Origin of the sequence: Chlamydia pecorum E58, from assembly GCF_000204135.1 — a bacterium.
Classification (GTDB): Bacteria; Chlamydiota; Chlamydiia; order Chlamydiales; family Chlamydiaceae; genus Chlamydia; species Chlamydia pecorum.
Window position 1 is genome coordinate 33,161 of record NC_015408.1, and the last position, 23,795, is coordinate 56,955.

The window sequence follows — 23,795 nt, forward strand, 5'->3', positions numbered from 1 at the left end:
TAAAAATTCTATTTCAAAAACAAATAAAGTGAAGCGCCACTAAGACAAGGACCTATTACTCACCAAACTTTTTTCTCACAACGAACATAACAAACCTATCCTTTCTATTGTATCATTACTAGATCAGGTTTCACAATTACCGACTTATTCCGTAAACAGAGAACAACAGAAGATCTGCGACACAAATGCTCATAAACCATTTGTAAAAAGTGCCTTGTCACAGAGATTCCAAACATTCCAAAAAATTTCTTGCACACATACTTTGCCAAGAAAGGCTGTTGGATCAATCCTTTTGAGATAGGGAGCACTTGTCCCCCCTGTTGACAAGTAACTTTAGAAAGAAAAGGCTCTGTTTGTGACTCCATATATTCCGCTAGCTCTTTAGATTCTTCTGCAAGCGCAAAAAGAGGAGAGGAAATATTCTTCCCAAAAACTTCTTCCAGCCAAGGAAATAACTTTTTTCGCATCCTAGCACGAAGATATCGCTCATCTTCATTTGTTTCATCACTTATGTAAGAAATCTTTTCTCGATGTAAAAGGCTCATTAAACGTGCCTTTGGGATATGCAATAAAGGACGTAGTAGCTGCATCCCTTGATAAAAAGAGCTCACAGTCATTCCCTTAAGATTACTTAAATGAGCACCTTCTAATACACGTTTTAAAAGAGTTTCCGCCTGATCATTAGCATGATGTGCAAGAAACACTCCGGAAAAATTCTGCTGCACACATAGTTGATAAAAAAATGCGTAACGCGCTTTGCGAGCAGCATTTTCAAGATCTCTCTCCCCTTTCTCCTCAGGAGATAGCCGATGTCCAATATAAGAGATCTTTTCTCGATGACAGAACTCTTTTAATGCCTTAGCTTCTTCACGAGAGCACTCTCTCCACCCATGATCTACATGCACCGCAGTGAAGTTTATTTTTAAAGACTTAAGCACATAAAAGAGAAATAGAGAATCACTTCCTCCTGAGAAACCTAGAAGGTAACTTTTTTTTCTATCCAAAGAAGAAAAAAAAGCTTCTAATCGCTTATCATTTTTCAGTAAATAAGATGTTAACATATCTCACTACTAGTACTTAAGAAACTCTGATGACACGTAGGATTGAGAAGATTGTTGGAATACTTAAGAATTAAAAATTGAAAGGTCTTCTTAAAATCCTATATCTAGGTAAACTATGCCTATTTTATGGAAAGTTCTAATTTTCCGTTATTTAAAAACAATACTTTTCTGTGCTTCTAGCTTAATCTTTATTTCTATCATCAGCTCTCTACAAGAAATCGTTGTCTATATTGCCAAAGATGTTCCCTATGCTACGGTTTTCCGTTTAGCAGCCTATCAAATCCCCTATCTCCTTCCATTTATTCTTCCTGCTTCCTGTTTCATCTCCGCCTATACCTTATTCAAAGGTCTTTCTGACAATAACCAAATCACTTTCCTTCGGGCTTCAGGAGCTTCTCAGGGAATTATTATATTCCCAATTCTCACGATCTCTATCGCAATTTGCTGTGCAAATTTCTATACTTGTTCGGAACTAGCTTCGATCTGTCGCTATAAATCGTGTAAAGAAATTGCAAATATGGCGATGTCCTCTCCCCCCCTACTTCTACAAACTCTACAAAAGCGTGAAGATAGTCGCGTATTTATTGCCGTTGATCACTTTGCCAAAAGCAAATTTGACAATGTCATTGTTGCCTTAAAGAGGGACGATACTATTTCAGATGTAGGCATCATTAAAGCCATTATTCCAGACTCTGAAGCAGACACTGTACAAGCTAAAGATGTGGTGTATATCTCTAAACTCCCTTCATCTTTATCAACGCCTTATACATCTCCTGCTCAGGAATATTATATTGAAACCGTTCAGGAGCTTTTAATCCCTAAAGTCACAGCAACGTTGTTTTCTGGGAAATCCTTTATGAAATCCCGGACAGACTACCTTACTTGGAAACAACTCGTGAGGCAAGCCTTCTATCGCACATATATTCCCGAAACTCTAAGGAGAGCGGCCATAGGGCTTTTATGTTTTACCCTAACATATTCTGGGATCGTTATTGGAACCTATAAACCAAGATTTCGCAAAACGCATTTTCTATATTTTACTTTCCCTATCTTAGATCTTGTCCTGCTTATCGTTGGGAAGAATACGAAAACCACTTTTATGGCGTTCATGTTCTTTCTCTTTCCTCAGATAATTTCTTGGCTAGTCTTTATATATCGTTCTTATCGAGAAAATCGAGGTTTCGCATAATGCTCATCTGGAAACGTTACCTTCTTACCAAATTCTGGCTATCCTTCATTGCCCTGCTTTTTTTGGCGTTTATTTTCTATACCTCTGTCCATCACTCTCTTCATGCCATTAAGGGAAATGCCTCGTTTTTCATCTCACTAAGTTCTTTGAAGCTTCTCCTCCTTTATTACCTCTCTCAAACTGTTCTCAAAGCGGATTTCCTTTTTCCCCAATTAATTGCGATTGCTGCTACCTTGACCCTTTTTTCTATGCAAAGCAAACGAGAAGTTCTTCTTCTTCAGGCCTCTGGGCTATCTCTAAAATCTTTAATTACGCCTCTGATTGCTTCTGGAGGCATAGTTACTCTTATCCTATATGCAAACTTTCAATGGCTATATCCCATATGTGAAAAGACCTCTATTACGAAAGAGCACTCAGAAAAAGAGATTCCTAGGAAGCATGAAGATAAAGTTCCTGCTTTGTATCTCAAAGACCAATCCGTGTTACTATACTCTTCTATTGATCAGAAATCTCTAACCTTAAATAACATCTTCTGGATCAAAAGCCCCAAAATGATTTACCACGTTGAAAAATTAATATTTTCAACTCCTTCATTACCTATCGGCTTTAACGTTACAGAGTTCTCTGATATTCCTACAGGAGAGTTGACTCTCTCCGGCTTTTTTGACATGAAAGAATTCCCAGAAATAGAGTTCGGTTCTTATGAAAATCCCTTTTCCAAAATCTTCTCTGCGGGAGGGAAAAACCGCCTTTCAGAGTTTTATCTCGCTATACCTTGGAGTGCATTTGGGATTGGGTTAAGCACAAAAGTCCCTCAAAGAATCTTACTTTTGCTCTCCCAATTCTACTACATGCTTATCTCTCCCTTAGCTTGTATTACTGCAATAGTCATCCCAGCCTATTTGTGTTTAAGGTTTTCTAGAACTCCTAAGGCTACATTGGCGTATCTTATCCCTTTAGGGGTAACAAATACCTTTTTTGTTTTTTTAAAAGCGGGGGTTGTTCTTGCCAATAGCAGTGTACTTCCTACTTTCCCCGTAATGATGATGCCTCTATGTATTCTCTCTATGGTTACTTATTATTCTTATTCGAGACTTCAATAAACTCGTCAAGATAGTTAGAAAACTCCCACTTTTCAATATCATAATTGAAAAAAGGTTTGATCATAGAAAGCGTTTGTCGATTTTTCCTAAGACAATTTACAAACTTACTAAAGATCTCTATATGAGAAGTAAACACTAGACGATCTCTAGAAACTAGCGTAGGAGACAAAATCTTCGTCATCAATAGCTTTAAGCTATGTTCATCCCAAGAGGTATCTTTAGAGAAAAAGGCAAATCCGGCAACAAATACAGAAGCGTAATCTAACCCATCTTTAGACATAACTACAATCGTATTAGGGTTGATCTCTTCTATACTCTTGAATACCAATAAGTAAGAGATAAGATGAAGAAGCAGCAATTTATCATTTTTAAATAAGATCTTCTTTTTAGAGAAAAATGCATCTTTAAGAACTGGGCAACATAGCTCTAAGAAAGTTTGCACAGGATCCTCTAACAAGGGGGATAAGAAAAATGAAGAGTTCATACCAGGCTTTTTAAACTCTTCTTTCAAAATAGAGAAAAATTCTGAAAAAGTTTCGATATCTCCGTGGATTTTTTCGAGGTTTTCAAGGAGATCCTCAGGATTTGGGAAGGAAAACAACTGTGTATGAGAGACGTACTCTGCCTGCTCCAAAGTCTCTTCTATCACCCGACAACGCGCACGCTCTTTCCTGGATACACGATTTTGAATATTCAGAATGAATGTGACCTCTCCCCTATCTACTTTCTCATCTAAAAACCCCAAGAATTCCTCGTTACAGGTGGCATAGAGAATCGAACTTTGCGCCACCGGACTTGGAGAGCGTATAATATCTATTTGTTGATCTTCGAACTTTAAAACCCCCTCTAAGCTAGGAAACATTCCTAAAATTATAGGGTCAAAAATATGATGTGTCCCTGACTCTAAAATTCTATCTATTGCCTTAAATAGGGGCCCATTAGGGTACTTAGCAAACTTACGATAGAGCTCCTCATAGATGTCCATAAGGTACTGCCCTGAAGATAGGGGTTTCTTTGTTCCCTCAGGTTGTATAGGAAGTGTAATTTGGTAATAAAGATAGTGTGCAACATCTTCAAATACCAACTTACTTTCAAAAATTCCCATACTTAATGCTGAGGTCAGAAGTTTTACTCGCTTTTGATCACAAGAGAGATCTTTTAAATCATTATGTAAGTCTTTCCTGGCTTCCCTAAGAAACAGGAGAAAATCATTAAAATAACTTATATTATTTTTCTTGGGATCATGACCTACTGATGTAGCTTCATATCGAGACAAAAACAACGCCATAATTGCATTATGAGTCTTTTGTATTGCTTCTATATTTAAATGATTTAATGCTTCTGGATAAAAAGCTCTAAACATCACATCATTTTTCACTACAAGTGAAGATGCAGACTTTTTTATTTCATTGCTCTTCCATAGAATGGTTTTGGTCAGAGGATCATTCTCATGAACGTTTTCATGAAGTTTGCTTTGCTTATAGATAATCTGAGAGAGAGCCTCACTATAAAAACGCTTATTGTCCTCATCAGACATAAAGAAAAGCTCATAAGAATAATCCTTCTTTACCTCAACAAGGTTATTCAAAAAGAGCTCTTGTTTTTCTTCGTGCAACGTTTCGTTGTTTTCAATTTCCTCTTCAGGAGCTTGTAAAGCTTTATGTAGATGAGTTTGCACTTTGTGATATGCCTTATCGATATTTTCATATTCATCTACTAAAGACTGATACAAAGTGTTTTCCTGATTCTCCAAAAAAGAAAAAACATTCTGTACACCAGAAATTAAAAACTCTGACTCCTTCAACGCCTTATCTAACTGACGATGTGAAGAAGAGCTCATCCTATATAAATAATCCTCAAGGTTCTTCAAGGCTTCTCGGATTTCTGTAACCTCCTTATTATCTCTCTTAGAGGATCTTGAGACGCCATAAGAAATCTTCTTCATCCTTTCCAAGTCTTCTAAGGCCTGCTCAAAATTGTACCGACAACGCTTCATCTCCCCCTCCTTTTCAGAACACCCCAATAAAAAACACAAGTTATTTTAATAAGATGTCATTCTAATTTATTAAAAAAATAAATTAGTTATCAATTTTATTTTAAATATTAAAAGTAGATTAAAAACTTAAATTACTAAATAATAAAAATTAGTAATTACACAAAAATCTTCAAAGAAAGACTTTTCTGCGAGAGGAAGAAAAAACTTCTCAAGAAAAGAAAAAGACTCAATATCAAGGAAATATAGAAAATTGAAAGAAAACGGAAGAAGAGGGATTCGAACCCCCGGACCCTTTCAGGTCTCCTGTTTTCAAGACAGGTGCATTAAACCGCTCTGCCATTCTTCCTTAAGAAAACTGCTGCAAAAACCTCAAATCGTTTTCACAAAATAGACGAATATCTGAGATGCCATGCTTCAACATAGCCAATCTCTCTATTCCCATACCTAAAGCATACCCAGAATAGATTTCAGGATCAACTCCTCCGTTAAGAAGGACTTGAGGATGAATCATCCCAGCTCCTGCAACCTCAAGCCAACCAGTCTGTTTGCATAACAGACATCCCTTATGATTGCACTCACAAGAAACATCCACCTCAATCCCTGGTTCGACAAAAGGAAAATAGCTGTGACGAAACCGCAACTCAATTGTCCTTTCAAAGAAAGTATGGTAAAACTCTGAAAGTAACTTTGTCAAATCTGGAAAAGTTACGCAACGATCTATATAAAATGCTTCTACCTGATGAAACATCACATGCGAACGCGCAGAAATATCTTCGTTGCGAAAACATAAGCCTGGAGCAACTACTTTTATAGGAGGAGCATGCTTCTTAATCTCTCTAGCCTGGACATTTGATGTATGTGTCCTTAAAATCGTATTTGGGTCTAGATAGAAGGTATCGTGCATTTGCCTAGCAGGATGATCCTGATCAAAGTTTAGCAAAGAAAAATTATTTTCTTCACTTTCAATGTTCGGGGCTTCTCGAACACAAAATCCTGAATGAACAAAAATATCAACAATATCATCTAGTATTTTTTTTATAATATGCTTACCCCCAGTCCACTGGGGCTCGCCAGGCAAGGAAATATCTATCTTTTCTTTTTGGAACTCAGAAATCTCTTCCGCAGCAAGAATAGAAAGGGATTTTTCTTCTAAGAGGCTTTCTATGCAGTTTTTAAAAGAATTTATAGAAGCGCCAAGTTTTGCACGACTTTCTATAGGGGACAGCTTTATCTTCTCTGAGAAGTGACGAAAAACACCCTTCTTACCAAAATAACGAACCTTAAGATCAGAAAGTTCCTTAGAGGAGCCAACCTGATTCATCTCAGCATAAAACTGCTGTTGAGCAAGCTCTATCTCCTCTTCGATGGCCATAAGACTCACATCTCGTCATTAAATTAATGCTGCCTTTAATGCGCTTTTTGCCTGTTCTGCAACAGCGGCAAAGCCCTGAGGATTATGAATAGCCATCTCAGAAAGCATTTTACGATTTAATGTAATTCCAGCACATTTCAATCCATTGATTAAACGGCTGTAAGACAAACCGTGAATTCTAGCAGCAACATTCAGCCGCATAATCCAAAGACTACGAAAATCTCCTTTTCGATCTTTTCTATGCATATAGTTAAACGCCATAGCTCTCATTACACAAGAGCGGCTTTGCCTAATATGCCCTTTTCTATCTCCCCAAAACCCCTTAGCTTGCTTTAATATACGCTTACGACGACGTCTAGAAGCTACTGAACCTGTTGCTCTCACCATGATAAATCCTATCTCTCTTTAAACAAGCATCATACGTTTATACATTCCTACCTGACCCCGATCTACTATAGGGTGCTTAGATAGGTTCCGCTTAGCTTGCGAAGACTTTTTTGATAATTTATGTCTTTTTCCTGGACGATTTCTCTTTAACAAACCGCTGCCTGTTACCTTAAAACGCGCAGCAACAGACTTATTACTTTTCATCTTAGGCATAAGACTAACTTTCCTATTTTTTCTTTGCTTTTACAATTCCCGGAGCCACAACACAAGTCAGAGAGCGCCCAGCAAGCTTTGGCTCTGCCTCAACAAAACCAACGTCCTCAAGACCCTGACTAATCTTTTTAATCACCCTTAAACCATGCTCTGGGTAAGCCAACTCTCGCCCCCGAAACGTACATGTAATTTTTACCTTGTTACCCTTCTCAATAAAACCTCTAGCTTGCTTCAGCTTAGTTAAGAAGTCATTTTCATCTATATTCGGCTTTAACTTTACTTCTTTAACTCGGACTTGGTGTTGGGCTTTTTTACTATCTTTTTCTTTCTTGGTAATATCGTAACGATACTTCCCATAATCCATGACCTTACATACGGGAGGTGTACTATTTGAAGATACCTCGACAAGATCCAAACCAGCTTCTCTAGCCAAGTCTAACGCTTCTTTAATACCAACAATCCCTAGCTGCTCCCCCTCTGCACTGATTAAGCGCACCTGTTGAGCTCGTATCTGTCTATTTATTTTGAAATTTAACGCCACGCCCTATTCCGACTTCTTGTTAATACAGTCAACTAAGGCCTAGGTACCCATCTCTAGAGAAAGATCCCAGCAAACCTTTCTAATCTAACTTATTCACTAATAAGAAGAGCAACATCTTAGAGTATTATAAAAAGAAAAGCAATGGAAATCCCATTCACGATTTTCCCAAATAAAAACCCCAATTAAAAAGACCTTCTTCCCTACTTTAGGGAACTTCAAGCTAGAATATACATACTTTCAAATCAATGTTTTTTGTTGCAAATAAAGCTTTCTTATCGATAACCTTATATTTTCTTTTTAGTTCTCTAGCTCAGGACTCTCCTTGGCAATCGAGTAAGTATAAAACTTTTTTTAGTATTCATTATGACTTCACCAGCTCCTCAAAAACCTTTGGAGCCTTTTGTCTCTATGTGCTATCAAAATTTTCCTCGGCAAAAAATGAGGGAAATCGTACTGCAAATGCTCTATGCTCTAGGGGTAGATCCTTCGGCGGAAGAGGGGCTGGTTCCTTTGTTAATGGCTGAAACAGCTGTTGCTCAAAAGCACGTTTTTTTAGCTCTACGTTACTCTAAGCAAGTCTTAGAAAAATCCTCAGAACTAGATGCCTTGATCAGCCAAACAGTAAAGACGACTTCCTTTGAAAATTTAAATTTAATGGAAAAAAATATTTTACGGCTAACGTTATTCGAATATCTATATGGTGGGCCTATTCCTTCCTCCATCTTAATTGCAGAAGCCTCTAGACTAATAAAAAAATTCAGCTATTTAGAAGCTAGAGCTTTCGTCCAGGCCGTTTTAAACGACATTTTTCGCTTTGCAACACCAAAAACTTATGTTCAACAAAACCCCTCGATTTGTTATTCCTCTAATTAAACGATTGAAGTTTTTACCTTGAAAGAGTCTCCCATCCTTAGGTTTCCTTTTTCAGTTCGCCGCAGTGTCTGGTTAAGTAAATATTCTACTCTTCGTATTGGTGGGCCTGCCAACTATTTCAAAACTGTCCACTCAGTAGAAGAGGCTTGTCAGGTGATTCACTATCTTAAACATATGGACTATCCATTTATTATCCTTGGCAAGGGATCAAATTGTCTTTTTGACGACCGAGGATTTGATGGATTTGTATTATACAATGCCATTACAGGAAAAGAGTTTTTACCTGAGATGTATCTTAAAGCATATTCTGGCTTATCTTTTGCTTCTTTAGCAAAGATCTCCGCGTATAATGGCTTTTCCGGATTAGAGTTTGCTATAGGGATCCCTGGCTCTGTAGGTGGCGCTGTCTATATGAACGCTGGTACAGGAGAAAATGACGTTGCTTCTGTAATTAAAAGTGTTGAGGTTATTAATGATCAGGGAAAAATCTTGACCTATACCAAGGAAGAACTTGAGCTCTCTTACAGATCTTCTCGTTTTCATCACAGACCTGAATTCATTCTCTCTGCAACCTTCCAATTAACAAAAAATCCTTTAGCCCCTCATAAAGTAAAGACAGCCTTACAACACCGCATTGCTACTCAACCTTGTTCCTTACCTTCTGCAGGCTGTGTTTTTCGTAATCCCCCTACTGGAGGGTCTGCAGGGAAGCTCATAGATGAGGCGGGGTTAAAAAATTTTAGTATTGGAGGGGCTAAAGTTTCCCCTACACATGCTAATTTCATTGTTAATACAGGTAGAGCTACTTCTGAGGAGGTAAAAAAATTGATTGGGATCATCCGCTCTACATTAAAAACTCGAGGGATAGAGCTTGAAGAAGAGCTATGCATTATCCCCTATCGCCTCCCTAACAATTTAGAGAGCGAATCACCAGCAATCTAGGTGCCTTTAAGCGATTTACAATATAGTGTATGCTTACAAGCCACTGTTTAGGATCAAGACGTCCTGCCCATCTCTCTACAGCTAAAGTTTCTCGAGCTCCTTCATCATGCCCTGGATAACAAACCACTGTAATCACTCCTTGAGGAGTGATAGCCTGAAGAGCACTTTCTAAGCTTTTCAGGGTAGTGTTTTCTAGAGTAGTGATCTCTTTATTCCCTAAAGGAAGATACCCAAGGTTATAGTGGATTAATTTTACCTGTGTCTCAGTAAACACTTCATGAGAACATGCTTTGAGCTCAATAATGGAAGCTTCTTTTTCTGTTAAGGAATGCATGAATAGCTTTTGGGCGCTCTCTAAAGCTTCTTGCTGTATATCATAAACAACGAGTTTCCCTTCTCCTTGAAGAAGGCGAGCAAGAACTAGGCTATCCAAGCCTCTTCCACATGTAGCATCGACTACAGTATCTCCTGGGACCACTACATCATGGAAAACCTCGTGGGAAAGTTTCACTATATTACTATTTAGTAATCTTCGTCGTTCTAACATTAACATGAGTATTGCAAAGATACCTTTTTCTCAGTACCATAGTTGTAATTTTTGGGGTATTAGCTCAGTTGGTTAGAGCGTCACGTTGACATCGTGAAGGTCAGCTGTTCAAGTCAGCTATATCCCAGTGTTCTTTATAAATTCCGTATAAAAAATCGAAAATCCTTTAGATCTCCATAGGTTCTCAAACCAGGAACCTCCATAATTTTCCTGCTTTTCACAATAATAAGGTTCAGGAAGCACAGGATCTAAGCTTTTTCTTAAGCTCTGTATTGCCTCTTCTAAGTAACTCTTTTCATCTGTAGCTAACACAAGCACTGCCTTATCTTGCATCACCTTCACAAGACTCTCGACAAAATCTTCTTGGAATAACCTACGTTTATGGTGACGCTTCTTGGGCCAAGGATCAGGGAAGTTTACAACAACATAGCTTAACGTATTTGGTGGAACATAATACTGGAAAAAATTTTCTGCAGTCCCATGAACGATTTTTAAATTTGAAATCTGGCTATTAGCCATTTTAGACCAAATTTTTCTTACCCTATCAAAACGCTGCTCAACGGCAATCCAATTGACCTGAGGATTCTCTTTTGCTTGTGCTACAATCCAATCGCCATTTCCAGAACAGAGCTCACAAGCTAAGGGCTGCTCGTTTTCGAAGATCTCATTCCATAAAGTCTCTGAAAAACACTCATGTTCAAAATAGTGCTTAGGGACATATAAAACACTATTTTCAATACAAGGATAGCGTTCCTTCCACGAAAATGGAGGGAACAAATCTTTAGGCTTCATTACAAAAGAAAGTTAAAAATAAAAAAAAAAAATAAGAGGAAAGTATAAAAGCTTTCATACTTTCCTCTAAGAACTTTCTTTTTTCAGAAATAGAAAAAATAATACTCTTTAAAAATTACAAGCTTTCTCTCTTACCAACTCAAACTTGCCGCAGTTTGGTATTCAGTAACACGAGTCTCAAAGAAATTTTTTTCTTTATTTAGATCCATAGTTTCACTCATCCATGGAAATGGATTTTTGGAGTTATATATAGGTTTTAGACCTATTCTCTCCAAACGACGATCTGCGATATGGCGCACATAATCAATAAACATAGAAGATTTTAATCCTAAGATTCCCTTAGGGAGGCAATCTTTAGCATAGTCAATCTCTAGTCCTACAGCAGTTTCTATAAGAGCAATGATTTCTTCTTGTAGCTCTTTAGACCAGACTTCAGGATTTTCTTCTTTGATGCCGTTGATAAGATCTATACCAAAGTTTAAATGAATTGTCTCATCTCTAAGGATATATTGGTATTGCTCTCCTATTCCTGTCATTTTATTTTGTCTATGGAAAGAGAGGATCATTACAAACCCACTATAGAAAAAGATTCCCTCCATAATGAGGTAATAGCCGACAAGATTTTTAATAAATTTACGCAAGCCTTCAATAGAATCTGTAGAGAAATTCGGATCCAAGACATCTACAGTTAGCGTCATTTGAAAGTCATCTTTTGCCTTAATAGATTCTCTTTCGTTATATGCATTGAAGACTTCCGCCTCATCAAGACTTAAAGACTCACAAATATAAAGGAACGTTTGCGTATGCACGGCTTCTTCAAATGCCTGCCGTAATAAATACTGTCGAGCTTCGGGATTTGTGATGTGTTTAAATATCGCTAAGACAATATTATTCCCTACTAAGCTTTCTGCCGTGCTAAAAAAACCTAAATTTAACAAAATCACACGACGTTCATCTTCCGACAATCCATTGGACTTCCATAATTCGATATCCCTGGCCATAGAAATTTCTGTGGGCAGCCAATTATTAGCACAACCGTTCAGGTAATGTTCCCACGCCCACTTATATTTAATTGGGACCAACTGGTTTACATCTACCTGGCTACAGTTTACTAATCTCTTATTGTTAATATGAACTCGTTTTAATCTTCCACTGAGAATATCTGCTTTCATTACATTCCCTGATTACGTGTTATTGACAAGATTCGCAACCTTCTTCCATTGAACACACAGCATTCTTCGCTGTCCTTTCAACAATAATGCTTGTGGATGCAGACATATTTTTCATCCACCGAGGTTGAATACCTCTCTTATTAATGTCTGTAAAAGATTTCTCTACAGAAGTTGCAGCGAGAGACCGTAAATAATAAGTTGTTTTTAATCCTTTTTCCCAAGCAGTTAGGTACATAGTAGACAATTTCTTCCCGTTGGGTTCTGCTAAATACAAATTTAAGGATTGTCCCATATCAATCCATTTTTGGCGTCGAGAAGCACATTCTATCAACCATTCAGGCTCAATTTCAAACGCTGTAACAAAAACCTTTTTCAAGTTTTCTGGGATTCTTTCAATTTCAGATAAAGACCCATCGAAATATTTAAGATCATCTAACATATCCTCATCCCAAAGTCCTAAACTCTTTAACTTGCGGATAAGATAAACATTCGGGATGGTAAACTCTCCAGACAAATTCGATTTTACAAAGAGATTCTTATATGTAGGTTCTATAGACTGCGTAATGCCAATAATATTAGAAATTGTTGCTGTTGGAGCAATAGTCATCAAATGACTATTTCGCATGCCATATTTACGAACTGCTTCACGTACAGGTTCCCAATCCTTCCTACAGGATGTGTCCATAAGAACATATTGCTCTCCACGCGCCTGTTTGAGTAAATCTATGGTATCTATGGGAAGCAAACCGCGATCCCATTTAGATCCTTTGTACGAAGCATACACGCCTCTCTCTTTCGCTAACTCTGTAGAAGATAAAATCGCATGGTATGCAATAATTTCAGCGACTTCATCAGCAAACTCTACAGCTTCTTGAGAAGCATAGCTGATATTTTTCTCATATAAAGCATCTTGGAATCCCATGCACCCTAGTCCCACAGCTCTATGAGTAAGATTTGCCTGAGCTGCTTCAGGAATAGGATAGAAATTCAAATCAATAACATTATCTAAAATACGTACAGCAATTCTTATAGTTTCGGCGAGTTTTGCTTCATTAATCTCGCCATTTTCAAGATGCTCAACTAAATTCAAAGAGCCCAAATTACATACAGCAGTTTCTGACTCTGAGCTATTTAACAAGATTTCCGTACATAAATTAGAACAACGTACCACACCCACATGATCTTGGGCTGCACGGATATTAGAAGGATCTTTAAAGGTCAACCAGGGATGGCCAGTCTCATACAACATACTGAGCATTTTACGCCAAAGCACCTCAGCCTCTACTTTTCTGTATAGCTGAATCTCTCCTGTTTCTATTTTCTGCTCATATTCTTCGTAGAGCTTTTCAAATTCAAGACCATAAGCTTCATGTAACCCAGGAACATCATCAGGACTGAAAAGTGTCCATATTCCTTTTTGTTTCAATCTCTTGAAGAACAAATCAGGAATCCAACTTGCGGTATTAATATCATGAGTCCTTCTCCGCTCATCTCCAGTATTTTTCCTTAGCTCCAGAAAATCCTCATAATCTAAATGCCAGCTCTCTAAATATACACAAGCTGCCCCCTTACGCTTACCTCCCTGATTCACAGCAACTGCAGTGTCATTGGCAACTTTAATAAATGGGATGACTCCTTGACTTTTCCCATTGGTTCCTTTAATTTTTGCTCCTCTAGCACGGACATCTGTCCAGTCATTACCAATGCCCCCCGCCCACTTAGAAAGAAGAGCATTATCTGAAATTACCTTATAGATATGCTGCAGATCATCCTTGACTGTGGAAAGATAACAGGAACTTAATTGAGAATGACGCATTCCAGAATTAAATAGCGTCGGCGTTGCTGGCGTGTAGCGAAACGTAGAAAGTAAATGATAAAATGTAATTGCCCAAGACGTCTTCTCCTTGCCTTCATTTAAAGCTAATCCCATAGAAACGCGCATCCAAAAAATTTGCGCAGTTTCTAAACGCTTTCCCTCATGCTGGTTAAAATAACGATCAAAGAGATTCTGTACTCCCATATAAGAAAACTTACGATCGCGAGTAAGATCCAGAACCTCAGCTAAAGCGTCCAGATCATACTCTTTCAATTGAGGGTTCAAGCGATAATTTTCTCCTTCAAGGATATACTGCTTAAAATACCTCCTATGGGCATCGGTTAATTTTGAGGATACTGCAGAAAGCCCCACGGTTTCTTGATATACAACCTCATGAAGGAGATCTGCAGCAACAAAGGCATAATCGGGTTCTTTTTCAATATTTGCTCGTGCCGCCATAATACAAGCTGAAACTACTTCTGACTCTTTAACTCCAGAAAATAGATTTGCAAAAGCCATATCTGCAAGGGTTTTAGAACTTGTAGTCTCAGGAAATCTTGCACATGCCCAAGTGAAACGCTTTTCTAATTCTGCTTTATTTAAGAGGTATTCCGTTTGATCTTCGCGTACTACACGATACACTTCATCTTCAACAAAACATTCTGAATTAACTTCTGAAACCTTATTCTCTCGAGCTCTCATGCGAGCTTCTCTATACAAGATATAACTCTTAGCAACATCATAGAATCCAGCAATCATTAGCTGTTTCTCTACAATATCCTGAATAGCTTCAATATGGATCCCATGAGCCTTTCCAACATGCTGTGCCATGATTTCTTCAACAATCTTTAGCGTCAATTCATTAATTTCTAGCACTGTAGGAGATGGGGTTATCCCATTGATCTGTAAAGTAGCACGAAAAGCTTTCTCCAAAGCTGCAGAAATCTTCATAGGATTAAATTTTACAGAAGTTCCATCCCTACGAATGATTAGAACCCCACGCCAAGGACTTTCTCGCTGTTCTTTATGCTGATCCCTATAGACGATGTAATCTCTAGCAACATCTTGCAACCCATTCACATAAAGCTGACTTTCAACAATATCTTGAATTCTTTCAACCGTTACCACCTGCCCTTGAGAGATCTTTTCAATAACTTCGCCTACTACCTTGCTAGTGATATCGGAAATCGATTTTTCTAAATCCTTCGGGAGAGGAGCATCCTCTTCTAAACTTCGAGTGTCTCGAAAAGCAGCCTCTAAAGCTTGAAAAATTCTATCTTGATTAAATGGAACAAACATTCCATTACGCTTAACGATAGTATAATGCTTTTCTTTAACTGCACCCATAACTCTCCCAAAAACCAAGTCCTTCAACTTCGAATTTTTACCATTTGCGCAAAAGTAATCCTCTTTCCAACAAAAAACGTTGGAACATACTTTTTTCAGCTTTCTTCACTAGATCAAAAATGTAAGAAAAACTCTTGCAAACCCAGAAGACATTTCCTTCTAGAAAACCCAATATGTAGTGAAACATTATGCGCTTATCTACCATATATAGGAATTGCATGCGTTTTCCTGCAATTGAAAAGTTCTGCCTTACTCGACGAAAAACTGTGCATTTTATGTTGTTTTTTCCCAATAAAACTTTCCTTTTATGCTCTGCAAAAACTTGTTGATTTTGGGGAAATATATTATGCTGATGCAAAAAAAAGCACCGGCACTCACATGGTAGGATCTGACTTAGGAGGGAAAGGAAAACGTCGTGCGGTCACTCCTAACGCTATTACCGCCTTTGGATTGTGCTGCGGGTTATTTATTATCTTCAAAAGTGTCTTGCGAACATCTTCTTCCTCTGAGCTCTTTCATCGCTTGCAAGGACTGTCTCTTTTATTAATCAGCGCAATGATTGCAGATTTTTCTGATGGTGCTGTTGCTCGCATTATGAAAGCAGAAAGCGCTTTTGGTGCTCAGTTTGATTCTCTTTCTGACGCAATAACTTTTGGGATTGCTCCACCTCTTATTGCTATTAAAAGCTTAAATGGCTTTTATGTCGGAGGCTTTTTCTCTTCTTTGCTTGTTATTACTTCTATCATTTACTCCCTATGTGGGGTGTTAAGGTTGGTTCGCTATAACCTCTTCTCAAAATCTCCAAACACCTCACGAACTGTGGGGTGTTTCATTGGATTGCCAATCCCGGCAGCTGCAGCTAGCGTCGTCTCTTTAGCTTTATTTCTTGTTTCTGACAATGCGGCCTCTGTTTCTGCGAATGTACGGAGCTTCTTGCTTTCCTGTGCATTGCTATTCATTGGGGGCTTGATGATTTCCCCTTGGAAGTTCCCTAGCATTAAAACCTTTCGTTATCGAGTATCTTCTTTTCTCTTAGCCGCAATCACAGGGGTTATAGCTTGTTTATTATTTCTAGGTCTTGTAGATTACTTCGTTGAAGTCTTTCTTCTTATTTCGTGGCTATATGTCTTAGTCATCTTTCCAATATTCACTATTACCTACGTAAAAAAAGAAAAGTTAAAATGACCTTTACACAAGAAAATGTTTTTTTTATTGCTTTAGGATTCTCTTTCTTAGTATTCCTTTTAGGAGTGTTTTTCACTTCATGTTATTACAAAAAGAAAATCCTCTCCTTAATTCAACAAACTCAACAGCTAGAGCGGGAAAATCAGTTTCTTCAAGACTCTTTAAATTTAAAACGCAATCAAGAGCAGCTCATTGAAGACTTTAGTAACCGTTTAGTAGCGTCCTCACATAATTTAATCAAAGACATGAAAGAGGAAGCTCAAGCGTATTTTTGTGAAAAATCCAAAACTATAGAGTCTATCTTATCTCCCGTTCAAACAACGTTAACAGCCTTTAAACAAAACTTAGAAAAATTTGAAGTCCAACATGCAGAAGATCGTGGGTCATTAAAAGAACAGATGACCTCACTACTTGCTGTAGAAAAAAAACTTGAAAAAGAAACCCAAGCTCTTACGGATATTTTAAAACATCCGGGCTCTCGAGGACGTTGGGGAGAAATCCAACTAGAAAGGATCTTAGAACTCTCTGGTATGCTGAAATACTGTGATTATGAAGCTCAAACTTCTGATTCTCAAGCTTCTGCACGTGCAGATATCGTTATCCGTCTCCCTCAGGGGCGCTGTTTGGTTATTGATGCTAAGGCTCCTTTTTCTGATACCTATTTTTCCTTAGATGAACCTACCTCGAAGACAGACCTTGTCGATAAAATTAAAGAGCACATAAAAAGCTTAAAATCTAAAAGCTACTGGGACAAATTTCATTATTCACCAGAGTACGTCATCCTTTTTCTCCCTGGGGAGAGTTTGTTCAATGACGCTATTCGTTTAGCTCCAGAGCTTATCGATTTTGGGGCGTCTTCTAACGTAATTCTTTCTGGTCCTTTAACATTGCTAGCTCTGTTAAAAACAGTAGCTCACACTTGGAAACAGGAGAATCTGCAAAAGCAAATCCAAGAAATCGGCCTTTTAGGAAAGGAATTACACCATCGTTTACATGTTGTTTTTAACCACTTTCATAAAATTGGGAAAAATCTCAATCATACAGTGCAAAGTTACAATGACATGGCGGCAAGTTTTCAACACCGAGCCTTACCAACATTAAGGAAATTCGAGAATCTTGAGGTAACATCTTCCTCTCACCATATTGAAGATCCTGTAGTAATCCAAAATACTACAATATCATTCTTGCCTTCCTGTGAAGAAGAAGAGCCCTCTCTCCTCCCTACTCAGGACTCTTAAACTCTACAAAGCAGAATGTATAGGGAAGCCTTCAGGTAGAGATGCTGCAGCATTCTGTAGCATCTCTACTCCTGCAAAAGAAATAAACGTTGCAGAGCTTGTTTTCTGAGCTAGATACTTATCCATAACTTGGCAGATGTGTTCTTTATCCGCTGAAAGCACAGCCCTACGGAACGCTTGACGCACTGCAGGAGTCTTTCCACATCTTAGTCTATAAAAAGCTACAGAAGCACGATTTCCAGGAGCTACAGGAACATCTAAACTTTGGATGACATTAAGAATCCCTTCATGGATATTTTCCTTAGTAAATTTACCCATAGCGATTTCTGAAATCCCTTGAAGGAACGCATGATAGCTTGCAGCAACTTCAGGATCTCGATAGCTATAACAATAAGCTGAGCCTCTTCCTAAGTTAATTGCGGCTCCAGAACCATATGCTCCCCCCTGTTCTCGGATTTTCGTATGTAAGACAACATTATCTAGAATTTCTGCAGAGATAGTGAGGGCTGCAGAATCAGGATGATCATAAGGAAGATCTCCAAGAGGGAAAGCTAATACATTAAATGCTGCAGGAACAGGAATATATAATCCCTGAGAAGATAGCTTAAAGTTGAAGGTAGGATTTTCCCAAGGTCTCGTAGGGACAATGATATGCTCAAAGATACCGTAAAAATTATTATCACAAAGTTGTTGATAATTTTGTGCGCTGCAGCTAACAACCACCTGACGTTTCCCAGAAAAACATTTTGTAAAAAGTGTTTGTAAAATCTGCACAACACGATGTATCTCCTGATCAAAGTTTCTCACCAAGTTGCGAATTGTATTTACATAAGGGAGTCCCGACATGAGGTATGACATATAGGAGGTCACAGCTTTATCTGCACTCGCCATGCCGATAGCATAGCTCATAGGGCTATTCCTTACGCTATTTGTTAACGCTTCATTATGCTGCATTAATAATTCTTTAATTCTTGCAATATCTGTAAAGTCCACACCAGAAAGAATATCTTTAAATCCTTGAAATAGTTTATGAGCCTTTATAGATAAGGATTTTCCTCGCAAGCTAATGGATGGAGATAACAATGAGTTTTTATTCGCATGAGGAGAAAAGTCATAAATAACATCCACTCCTCCTGTATGCTCTAAAAGAAACTCCAGTTGTTCTCGATATGATCTACCTCCACAGCCAAGCTGAAGCATTAAAAAGATCATCAGACGGAACCAAGGGAGCTCCTCCTCAGAAAGAGGCGGCATATCCATAATAACATCTACAAAGATCAAGTCATTCGTAAAACAGCAATGATGGAGGACCTCTCCTCCGGCCACAATATCCTTGATTAAGTTAAACTCCTTCCCAGAGTTTGGAACCTTATCCAAAGAGAAGTTCGGCAAGACATTCAAGTTCTCTTCTTGAGATTGAGCTTTCTCTAATTCCAAGCTATCTTGAAGAATTTTCTCAGCATCCTCTGAAGAAAGACTTTTCTGTACGTTACTGAGGAGTGTCTGCTCCTCATGTCTTTCCTTAGAGATCAGCTCTGCATCTGGAACCATGATCACTCGGGAAAAATGAGGATTATCTAAAAAGTGCTTGCGAATAAGCTTAGGAAGATACTCGGGATTCTGTAATTGCGTACGCAGCTCAGAAAACAGACTATGGATTCTCAAGCCATCTTCAGGCCTTCCTCCATGTTGTTTTAGTAGCCCAGAACGGAAAAATAACGACAGCCCATATGGTAGAGAATATCCTGTGATTTCCTTCCTAGCAAGTTCAAGTTGATGAACAGCTCCCGCAATGAGATTTTCAGGAATGCCTTCGCGAATAATGTCCTCAAGACTTGCAAAAATCAAAGCCTCCAGTTTCTGTGCTCCTGTAGGAGAGCATCCTTTACATACAAGAGTTACAGGGATTTCTCGGATCTCACTATCAATTCCCATATCTGCCTGTTTACAGAATCCTGATTTCAATAAGCGACTCTTAAGCGGCGCAGCATCTGTCCCCATAAGGACAACCTCTAACACATACAAGGCTAAAAGTTCTTTCTGATCCAAAATAGAACAGGTCAACCAAGAAATTCCAAATAGAACCTTATCTTCCTCTTGGCTATTCAAAGGATATGTAGCAATTTCTCGAACAGGTTCTTTAAACCTTTTTTGTAAAGGCAGGGATACTGAATTCTTCTCTGGCTTTACAACATGGCGTAAAAGCTTTTCTTCTAAAAAGTCTAAATGCCGGGAGGGCTTAATGTTCCCATAGAAGTAAAATAAGCAGCGACTTAGCGTATATTGGCTTTGATGAAAATCCCGTACACTTTCTAAAGTCAAGGTAAGTATATCTCTAGGATCTCCTCCAGAGTTCACACCATAAGTGACCGAAGGGAAGAGCGCAGCATTCAACGCTTCGGAAAGACGCGCTTCTCCTGTCATCATTGCTCCCTTCATCTCATTATAGACAACTCCAGTATGAATCAAACAGTTTTCCGGAGTGAATTCGTATCTCCAAGCTTCTTGTAAAAAACTATTCCTTGTGAGCAAAGGATAGAATACTGCGTCAATATAAACGCTGAGGAGATTGTAAAAATCCTCAGGAATCTGAGATGCCGCGGGATAACAAGTAAAGTCTGCCCCTGTAAAGGCGTTCATAAAAGTATTCAGACTACGTCGTGTCATGGAGAAAAATGGATCTCGAACAGGATAATTTTCAGATCCACAGAGCACCATGTGTTCCAAAACATGAGCTACGCCGTTAGAAGATTGAGGGCATGTCCTAAAGCATATGTTAAACACATTTTCATCATCATCATTAACGATCATCATAATAGAAACCCCTGAGGGCTTATGCTCTACTTCAAAAAGCTTACTCTCTATCTCAGGCAAATCCTGGCTAGACTTGATAACAAAGTTTCTATACGAGTCTCCAGCCTTCATATACTTCCTTACCCTAACTTATTGATGCTTCCCTAAGATTCTCCAAATTGTTATTTTTCGCTAGAATCGGGGTGCCATAATTCTGTGCAACAAAGACAAATTAAGTTACCTTGGTATTATTTTCAATCTTTCCTCAGGAAACTTTATGCATAGAAATTCTGAAGATTTTGATCTTTATTCTCACGAGTTCATACAGGAATTTTCTGATTTTGTAAGATTTCCGTCCTTATCTTCTGATTCCCAATATCTTGGGGAATGCAAAAAATGTGCTGACTTCTTAATGTCTCGTTTAGACAAGCTCTTTTCTCTAGAGCTTTGGGAGAAAGAAGGCCACCCTCCCATTATCTATGCCAAAAATACACAGGCAGGCCCAGGGAAACCTACTCTTCTTCTCTATAACCACTATGACGTTCAGCCTGCAGAACTTTCTGACGGTTGGGAAGGAGATCCCTTTATCTTAAGACAAAAAAATAGTCGTTTCTATGCCCGAGGGGCTTCTGATAATAAGGGGCAGTGCTTTTATACTTTAAAAGCTCTTCAACATTACTACAATACACGCAAGTGCTTTCCTGTAAATCTTATTTGGCTCATTGAAGGCGAAGAAGAAAGTGGAAGTCCCGCATTATTTTCTTTAATCGAGGAAAAACGTGATCAGCTCAAAGCAGATGCTGTCCTTATCATAGATGGAGGATTTACCTCTGAAGACTACCCTTCCCTATGCATAGGAAGTCGTGGACTTCTTACTATGAAAGTACATGTCCAAGAGGGAACTAAAGATATGCATTCCGGAACCTTTGGAGGGATCGCATATAATGTCAACCGCGCTCTTGCAGAAATTCTTAGTTCCCTACATAACTCTGATAATTCTATTGCGATTGAGCACTTTTACGATGATATCACCCCTATCCCTAGGGACTGCCGTCCAGACACGCCAGCTTCAGATATGATCAAGGAATGTGAGAAAACCTTAGGTTTTCACCCTACAGGCTATGAACCTTCATACACCCCAGAAGAAGCAGGAGCCTACCGCCCAGCCTTAGATATTAACGGCATTTCCGGAGGCTACACAGGCCCAGGATTTAAAGCTGTGATTCCCTATCGGGCAACAGCATATCTATCGTGTCGCTTAGTCCCAGGACAAGACCCTAAGAAAATCGCCACCTTAGTTATAAATCATCTACAGAAGCGTGTCCCAAAAGCTTTACAGTTCTCCTATGAAATTTTAGAAAGCTGCGAAGGATGGCGCAGTAGCCCTCACCTTCCTCTTGTAGGAATCCTTCAGGAGATTTATAGCAAGCTCTACCACAAAGAATGTTTAAAACTCCTTATGACCGCCACAATCCCTATTGCGCCGACGTTAGGAAGAATTGCTGGGGCAGAACCTATAGTATGTGGGACCTCATACATTAGCGATAATATCCATGCTGCTGAGGAAAACTTCTCATTAGATCAATTTAGGAAAGGCTTTCTTTCAATTTGCCAACTTCTAGATCATCTAGCTTAAGACTTGTCCTTTTAGACAAGTCTTAAGCTTTATTCTTCAGGCTTTAAAGCAACAAAACGAATCACTTCTCCTTGAGAGACCATTAAAAGGATGCTGTCATTTCCTGAGTCCTTTAATACAGCATTGAGCTCATCTACAGAAGAAACCCTCTGCCTATTTACTGCAAGAATCAGCTGCCCTGGGGCAATTCCTGAAGCTGCAGCTGTAGACCCAGGCTCTACAGAAACAATAATCACTCCCTTAGTCTCAGGAGAGATCCCCAGTTTCTTAGCATGTTCTGCTGTAAGATTCTGTACCCGAATCCCAACACGCTGTAAAGAAGAAACCCCTTCCTCTTTAGGGGCTTGTGCAATCATTACAGGAACTTCTAAAAATTTTCCTTCACGGACAATTTTAAGAACAACGCGAGAATTTGGACTCATTAAAGAAATTGCATTGCGGAATGTACTTAAAGAATCTACTTCCTTCCCATTATATGCTACAATCACATCTTCTTGCTTTAGGCCAGCCTTATCTGCAGGAGAGCCTTTAACGACGTCTGTAATTAAAGCTCCATAAATCTTATTTAGCTTATAGCATGCTGCAAGTTCTGCATCTATAGGTTGCAAAGTGACTCCTAAGAATCCTCGCGTTACTTGTCCTTCATGGATCAATTGGTCAATAATCCTATTTGCCATTAAGCTAGGAATTGCAAAGCCGATACCGATATAGCCACCACTGCCACTAACAATGGCTGTGTTCACGCCAATCACTTGACCATCAATATTTAAAAGAGGGCCTCCAGAATTTCCTGGGTTAATTGCCGCGTCAGTTTGGATAAAATCTTCAAAATCCGCAATATGCAGCTGATTTCTACCCTTAGCGCTAATCACCCCTACGGTGACAGTTGCTTGTAAACCGAAAGGGTTCCCTATAGCTATAGCCCAGTCTCCTACTTGTAAATTATCAGAATTTCCAAAGCTTAGGTGAGGAAGCTTTTCTGCTTTAATTTTGATCACAGCAAGATCGGTCTTCGGATCCAGCCCAATGACTGTAGCAGTATATTTCTGACCATCATGCAGAGTAACATGAATTTTCCCTGTATTTTCTACCACATGGTTATTCGTAACAATGTAGCCATCTTCAGAGACGATAAATCCCGTGCCTCTTACAGCTTCCTTAGATTGTGGTCTTTCTCTATGGGGAGGCAAACCAAAAAAGCGATTAAAAAATTCATCATTAAAATAATCAAAGGGATTTTCGTAAGGTCCTCGACGTCCTGGTGTAGGGGTGATTACAGGGGTGTCATTTTTAGGAAAACTTTCTATGTAGACAACTGCAGGTGTTGCCATCGCTGCAATCTTGGAAAATCCCCCAGAGATTTCCTTTAAAAGAACGTCTTGGGAAAGTTCAGAAGCTCGAGACTCTTTTTTTACTAGAGAATACCCCGAAGCAGGAGAGCCTACTACACCTAAACAAGTAGTTATAAATAAAAGCACGCGAAATTGTTTAGTTCTCATTCTTACTCCTTCAGAAGTTTTCGCTATTCTAAACCAAAGCTCCTCAGAACTCCTTAACTTGAGAATACAGAGGCACTAACAAGCAAATTATAA

General features: G+C 38.7%; 19 protein-coding genes and 2 tRNA genes. 8 read left to right on the forward strand and 13 right to left on the reverse strand.

Features of this window, described 5'->3' with window-relative positions:
* Positions 1-104 precede the first annotated feature (104 nt).
* Positions 105-1,061 (reverse strand): tRNA lysidine(34) synthetase TilS, encoded by a 957-nt coding sequence (gene tilS, locus G5S_RS00170; protein ID WP_013712150.1) that lies wholly within the window; start codon positions 1,059-1,061, stop codon positions 105-107.
* 115 nt (positions 1,062-1,176) lie between these two features.
* On the opposite strand from tilS, the gene G5S_RS00175 reads away from it, so the two are divergent.
* Complete coding sequence (locus G5S_RS00175) at positions 1,177-2,250, forward strand: LptF/LptG family permease (protein ID WP_013712151.1); 1,074 nt, start codon at positions 1,177-1,179, stop codon at positions 2,248-2,250.
* Positions 2,250-3,353: an LptF/LptG family permease gene (locus G5S_RS00180; protein WP_041466987.1), complete on the forward strand. Its 1,104-nt coding sequence runs from the start codon at positions 2,250-2,252 to the stop codon at positions 3,351-3,353. Before G5S_RS00175 ends, G5S_RS00180 begins: the two co-directional genes overlap by 1 nt.
* On the opposite strand, the gene G5S_RS00185 is transcribed toward G5S_RS00180, so the two are convergent.
* The 6 genes from G5S_RS00185 to infC all read right to left on the reverse strand — a co-directional run bounded on the left by G5S_RS00185 (position 3,322) and on the right by infC (position 7,862).
* Positions 3,322-5,349, reverse strand: a complete 2,028-nt coding sequence (locus tag G5S_RS00185; RefSeq protein ID WP_013712153.1) for a hypothetical protein — start codon at positions 5,347-5,349, stop codon at positions 3,322-3,324. The two genes, G5S_RS00180 and G5S_RS00185, sit on opposite strands and share 32 nt — an antisense overlap.
* Before the next feature lie 261 nt (positions 5,350-5,610).
* Positions 5,611-5,695: transfer RNA gene (locus G5S_RS00190), tRNA-Ser, on the reverse strand.
* Positions 5,696-6,721 (reverse strand): phenylalanine--tRNA ligase subunit alpha, encoded by a 1,026-nt coding sequence (pheS, locus tag G5S_RS00195; RefSeq protein ID WP_013712154.1) that lies wholly within the window; start codon positions 6,719-6,721, stop codon positions 5,696-5,698.
* 18 nt (positions 6,722-6,739) lie between these two features.
* Positions 6,740-7,108 (reverse strand): 50S ribosomal protein L20, encoded by a 369-nt coding sequence (gene rplT, locus G5S_RS00200; protein WP_013712155.1) that lies wholly within the window; start codon positions 7,106-7,108, stop codon positions 6,740-6,742.
* Positions 7,109-7,126: 18 nt separating this feature from the next.
* A complete protein-coding gene (rpmI, locus tag G5S_RS00205) occupies positions 7,127-7,321 on the reverse strand; it encodes a 50S ribosomal protein L35 (RefSeq protein WP_013712156.1) in 195 nt (64 codons plus the stop codon).
* Positions 7,322-7,334: 13 nt separating this feature from the next.
* Positions 7,335-7,862 (reverse strand): translation initiation factor IF-3, encoded by a 528-nt coding sequence (gene infC, locus G5S_RS00210; RefSeq protein ID WP_013712157.1) that lies wholly within the window; start codon positions 7,860-7,862, stop codon positions 7,335-7,337.
* Between the two features lie 408 nt (positions 7,863-8,270).
* Between infC and nusB the strand changes: the two genes are divergently transcribed.
* Complete coding sequence (gene nusB / locus G5S_RS00215; RefSeq protein ID WP_013712160.1) at positions 8,271-8,735, forward strand: transcription antitermination factor NusB; 465 nt, start codon at positions 8,271-8,273, stop codon at positions 8,733-8,735.
* Between the two features lie 18 nt (positions 8,736-8,753).
* On the forward strand, positions 8,754-9,677 hold the full coding sequence (gene murB / locus G5S_RS00220; RefSeq protein ID WP_013712161.1) for a UDP-N-acetylmuramate dehydrogenase: 924 nt from the start codon (positions 8,754-8,756) through the stop codon (positions 9,675-9,677).
* Here murB and mnmM read toward each other — a convergent pair.
* Entirely contained in the window at positions 9,643-10,224 is a 582-nt protein-coding gene (gene mnmM / locus G5S_RS00225) for a tRNA 5-(aminomethyl)-2-thiouridylate-methyltransferase MnmM (protein WP_013712162.1), read from the reverse strand. The genes murB and mnmM overlap by 35 nt on opposite strands.
* A gap of 53 nt (positions 10,225-10,277) precedes the next feature.
* On the opposite strand from mnmM, the gene G5S_RS00230 reads away from it, so the two are divergent.
* Positions 10,278-10,351: transfer RNA gene (locus G5S_RS00230), tRNA-Val, on the forward strand.
* On the opposite strand, the gene trmB is transcribed toward G5S_RS00230, so the two are convergent.
* The 3 genes from trmB to G5S_RS00240 form a co-directional block, all read right to left on the reverse strand.
* Positions 10,342-11,016 carry a tRNA (guanosine(46)-N7)-methyltransferase TrmB gene (gene trmB / locus G5S_RS04945; RefSeq protein WP_060577804.1) on the reverse strand — a complete coding sequence of 225 codons (675 nt, stop codon included), beginning with the start codon at positions 11,014-11,016 and terminating at the stop codon, positions 10,342-10,344. The two genes, G5S_RS00230 and trmB, sit on opposite strands and share 10 nt — an antisense overlap.
* Positions 11,017-11,147: 131 nt before the next feature.
* Complete coding sequence (locus G5S_RS00235; protein ID WP_013712163.1) at positions 11,148-12,188, reverse strand: ribonucleotide-diphosphate reductase subunit beta; 1,041 nt, start codon at positions 12,186-12,188, stop codon at positions 11,148-11,150.
* Between the two features lie 19 nt (positions 12,189-12,207).
* Entirely contained in the window at positions 12,208-15,351 is a 3,144-nt protein-coding gene (locus G5S_RS00240) for a ribonucleoside-diphosphate reductase subunit alpha (protein ID WP_013712164.1), read from the reverse strand.
* 378 nt (positions 15,352-15,729) lie between these two features.
* On the opposite strand from G5S_RS00240, the gene G5S_RS00245 reads away from it, so the two are divergent.
* Both G5S_RS00245 and G5S_RS00250 read left to right on the forward strand, forming a co-directional pair.
* A complete protein-coding gene (locus tag G5S_RS00245; RefSeq protein ID WP_041467052.1) occupies positions 15,730-16,536 on the forward strand; it encodes a CDP-alcohol phosphatidyltransferase family protein in 807 nt (268 codons plus the stop codon).
* Positions 16,533-17,774, forward strand: a complete 1,242-nt coding sequence (locus G5S_RS00250; protein ID WP_013712166.1) for a DNA recombination protein RmuC — start codon at positions 16,533-16,535, stop codon at positions 17,772-17,774. The genes G5S_RS00245 and G5S_RS00250 overlap by 4 nt, the downstream gene beginning before the upstream one ends.
* Positions 17,775-17,777: 3 nt before the next feature.
* Here G5S_RS00250 and G5S_RS00255 read toward each other — a convergent pair whose 3' ends face one another.
* The gene (locus G5S_RS00255) at positions 17,778-20,699 is read right to left on the reverse strand and encodes an insulinase family protein (RefSeq protein WP_013712167.1); all 2,922 of its coding nucleotides are present in this window, start codon (positions 20,697-20,699) and stop codon (positions 17,778-17,780) included.
* Positions 20,700-20,844: 145 nt separating this feature from the next.
* Here G5S_RS00255 and G5S_RS00260 point away from each other — a divergent pair, with 145 nt between their 5' ends.
* A complete protein-coding gene (locus tag G5S_RS00260) occupies positions 20,845-22,203 on the forward strand; it encodes a M20/M25/M40 family metallo-hydrolase (protein WP_013712168.1) in 1,359 nt (452 codons plus the stop codon).
* A gap of 29 nt (positions 22,204-22,232) precedes the next feature.
* Here the strand turns inward: G5S_RS00260 and htrA are convergent, their stop codons facing one another.
* Positions 22,233-23,702: a serine protease HtrA gene (gene htrA / locus G5S_RS00265; RefSeq protein WP_013712169.1), complete on the reverse strand. Its 1,470-nt coding sequence runs from the start codon at positions 23,700-23,702 to the stop codon at positions 22,233-22,235.
* Positions 23,703-23,795: the final 93 nt, after the last annotated feature.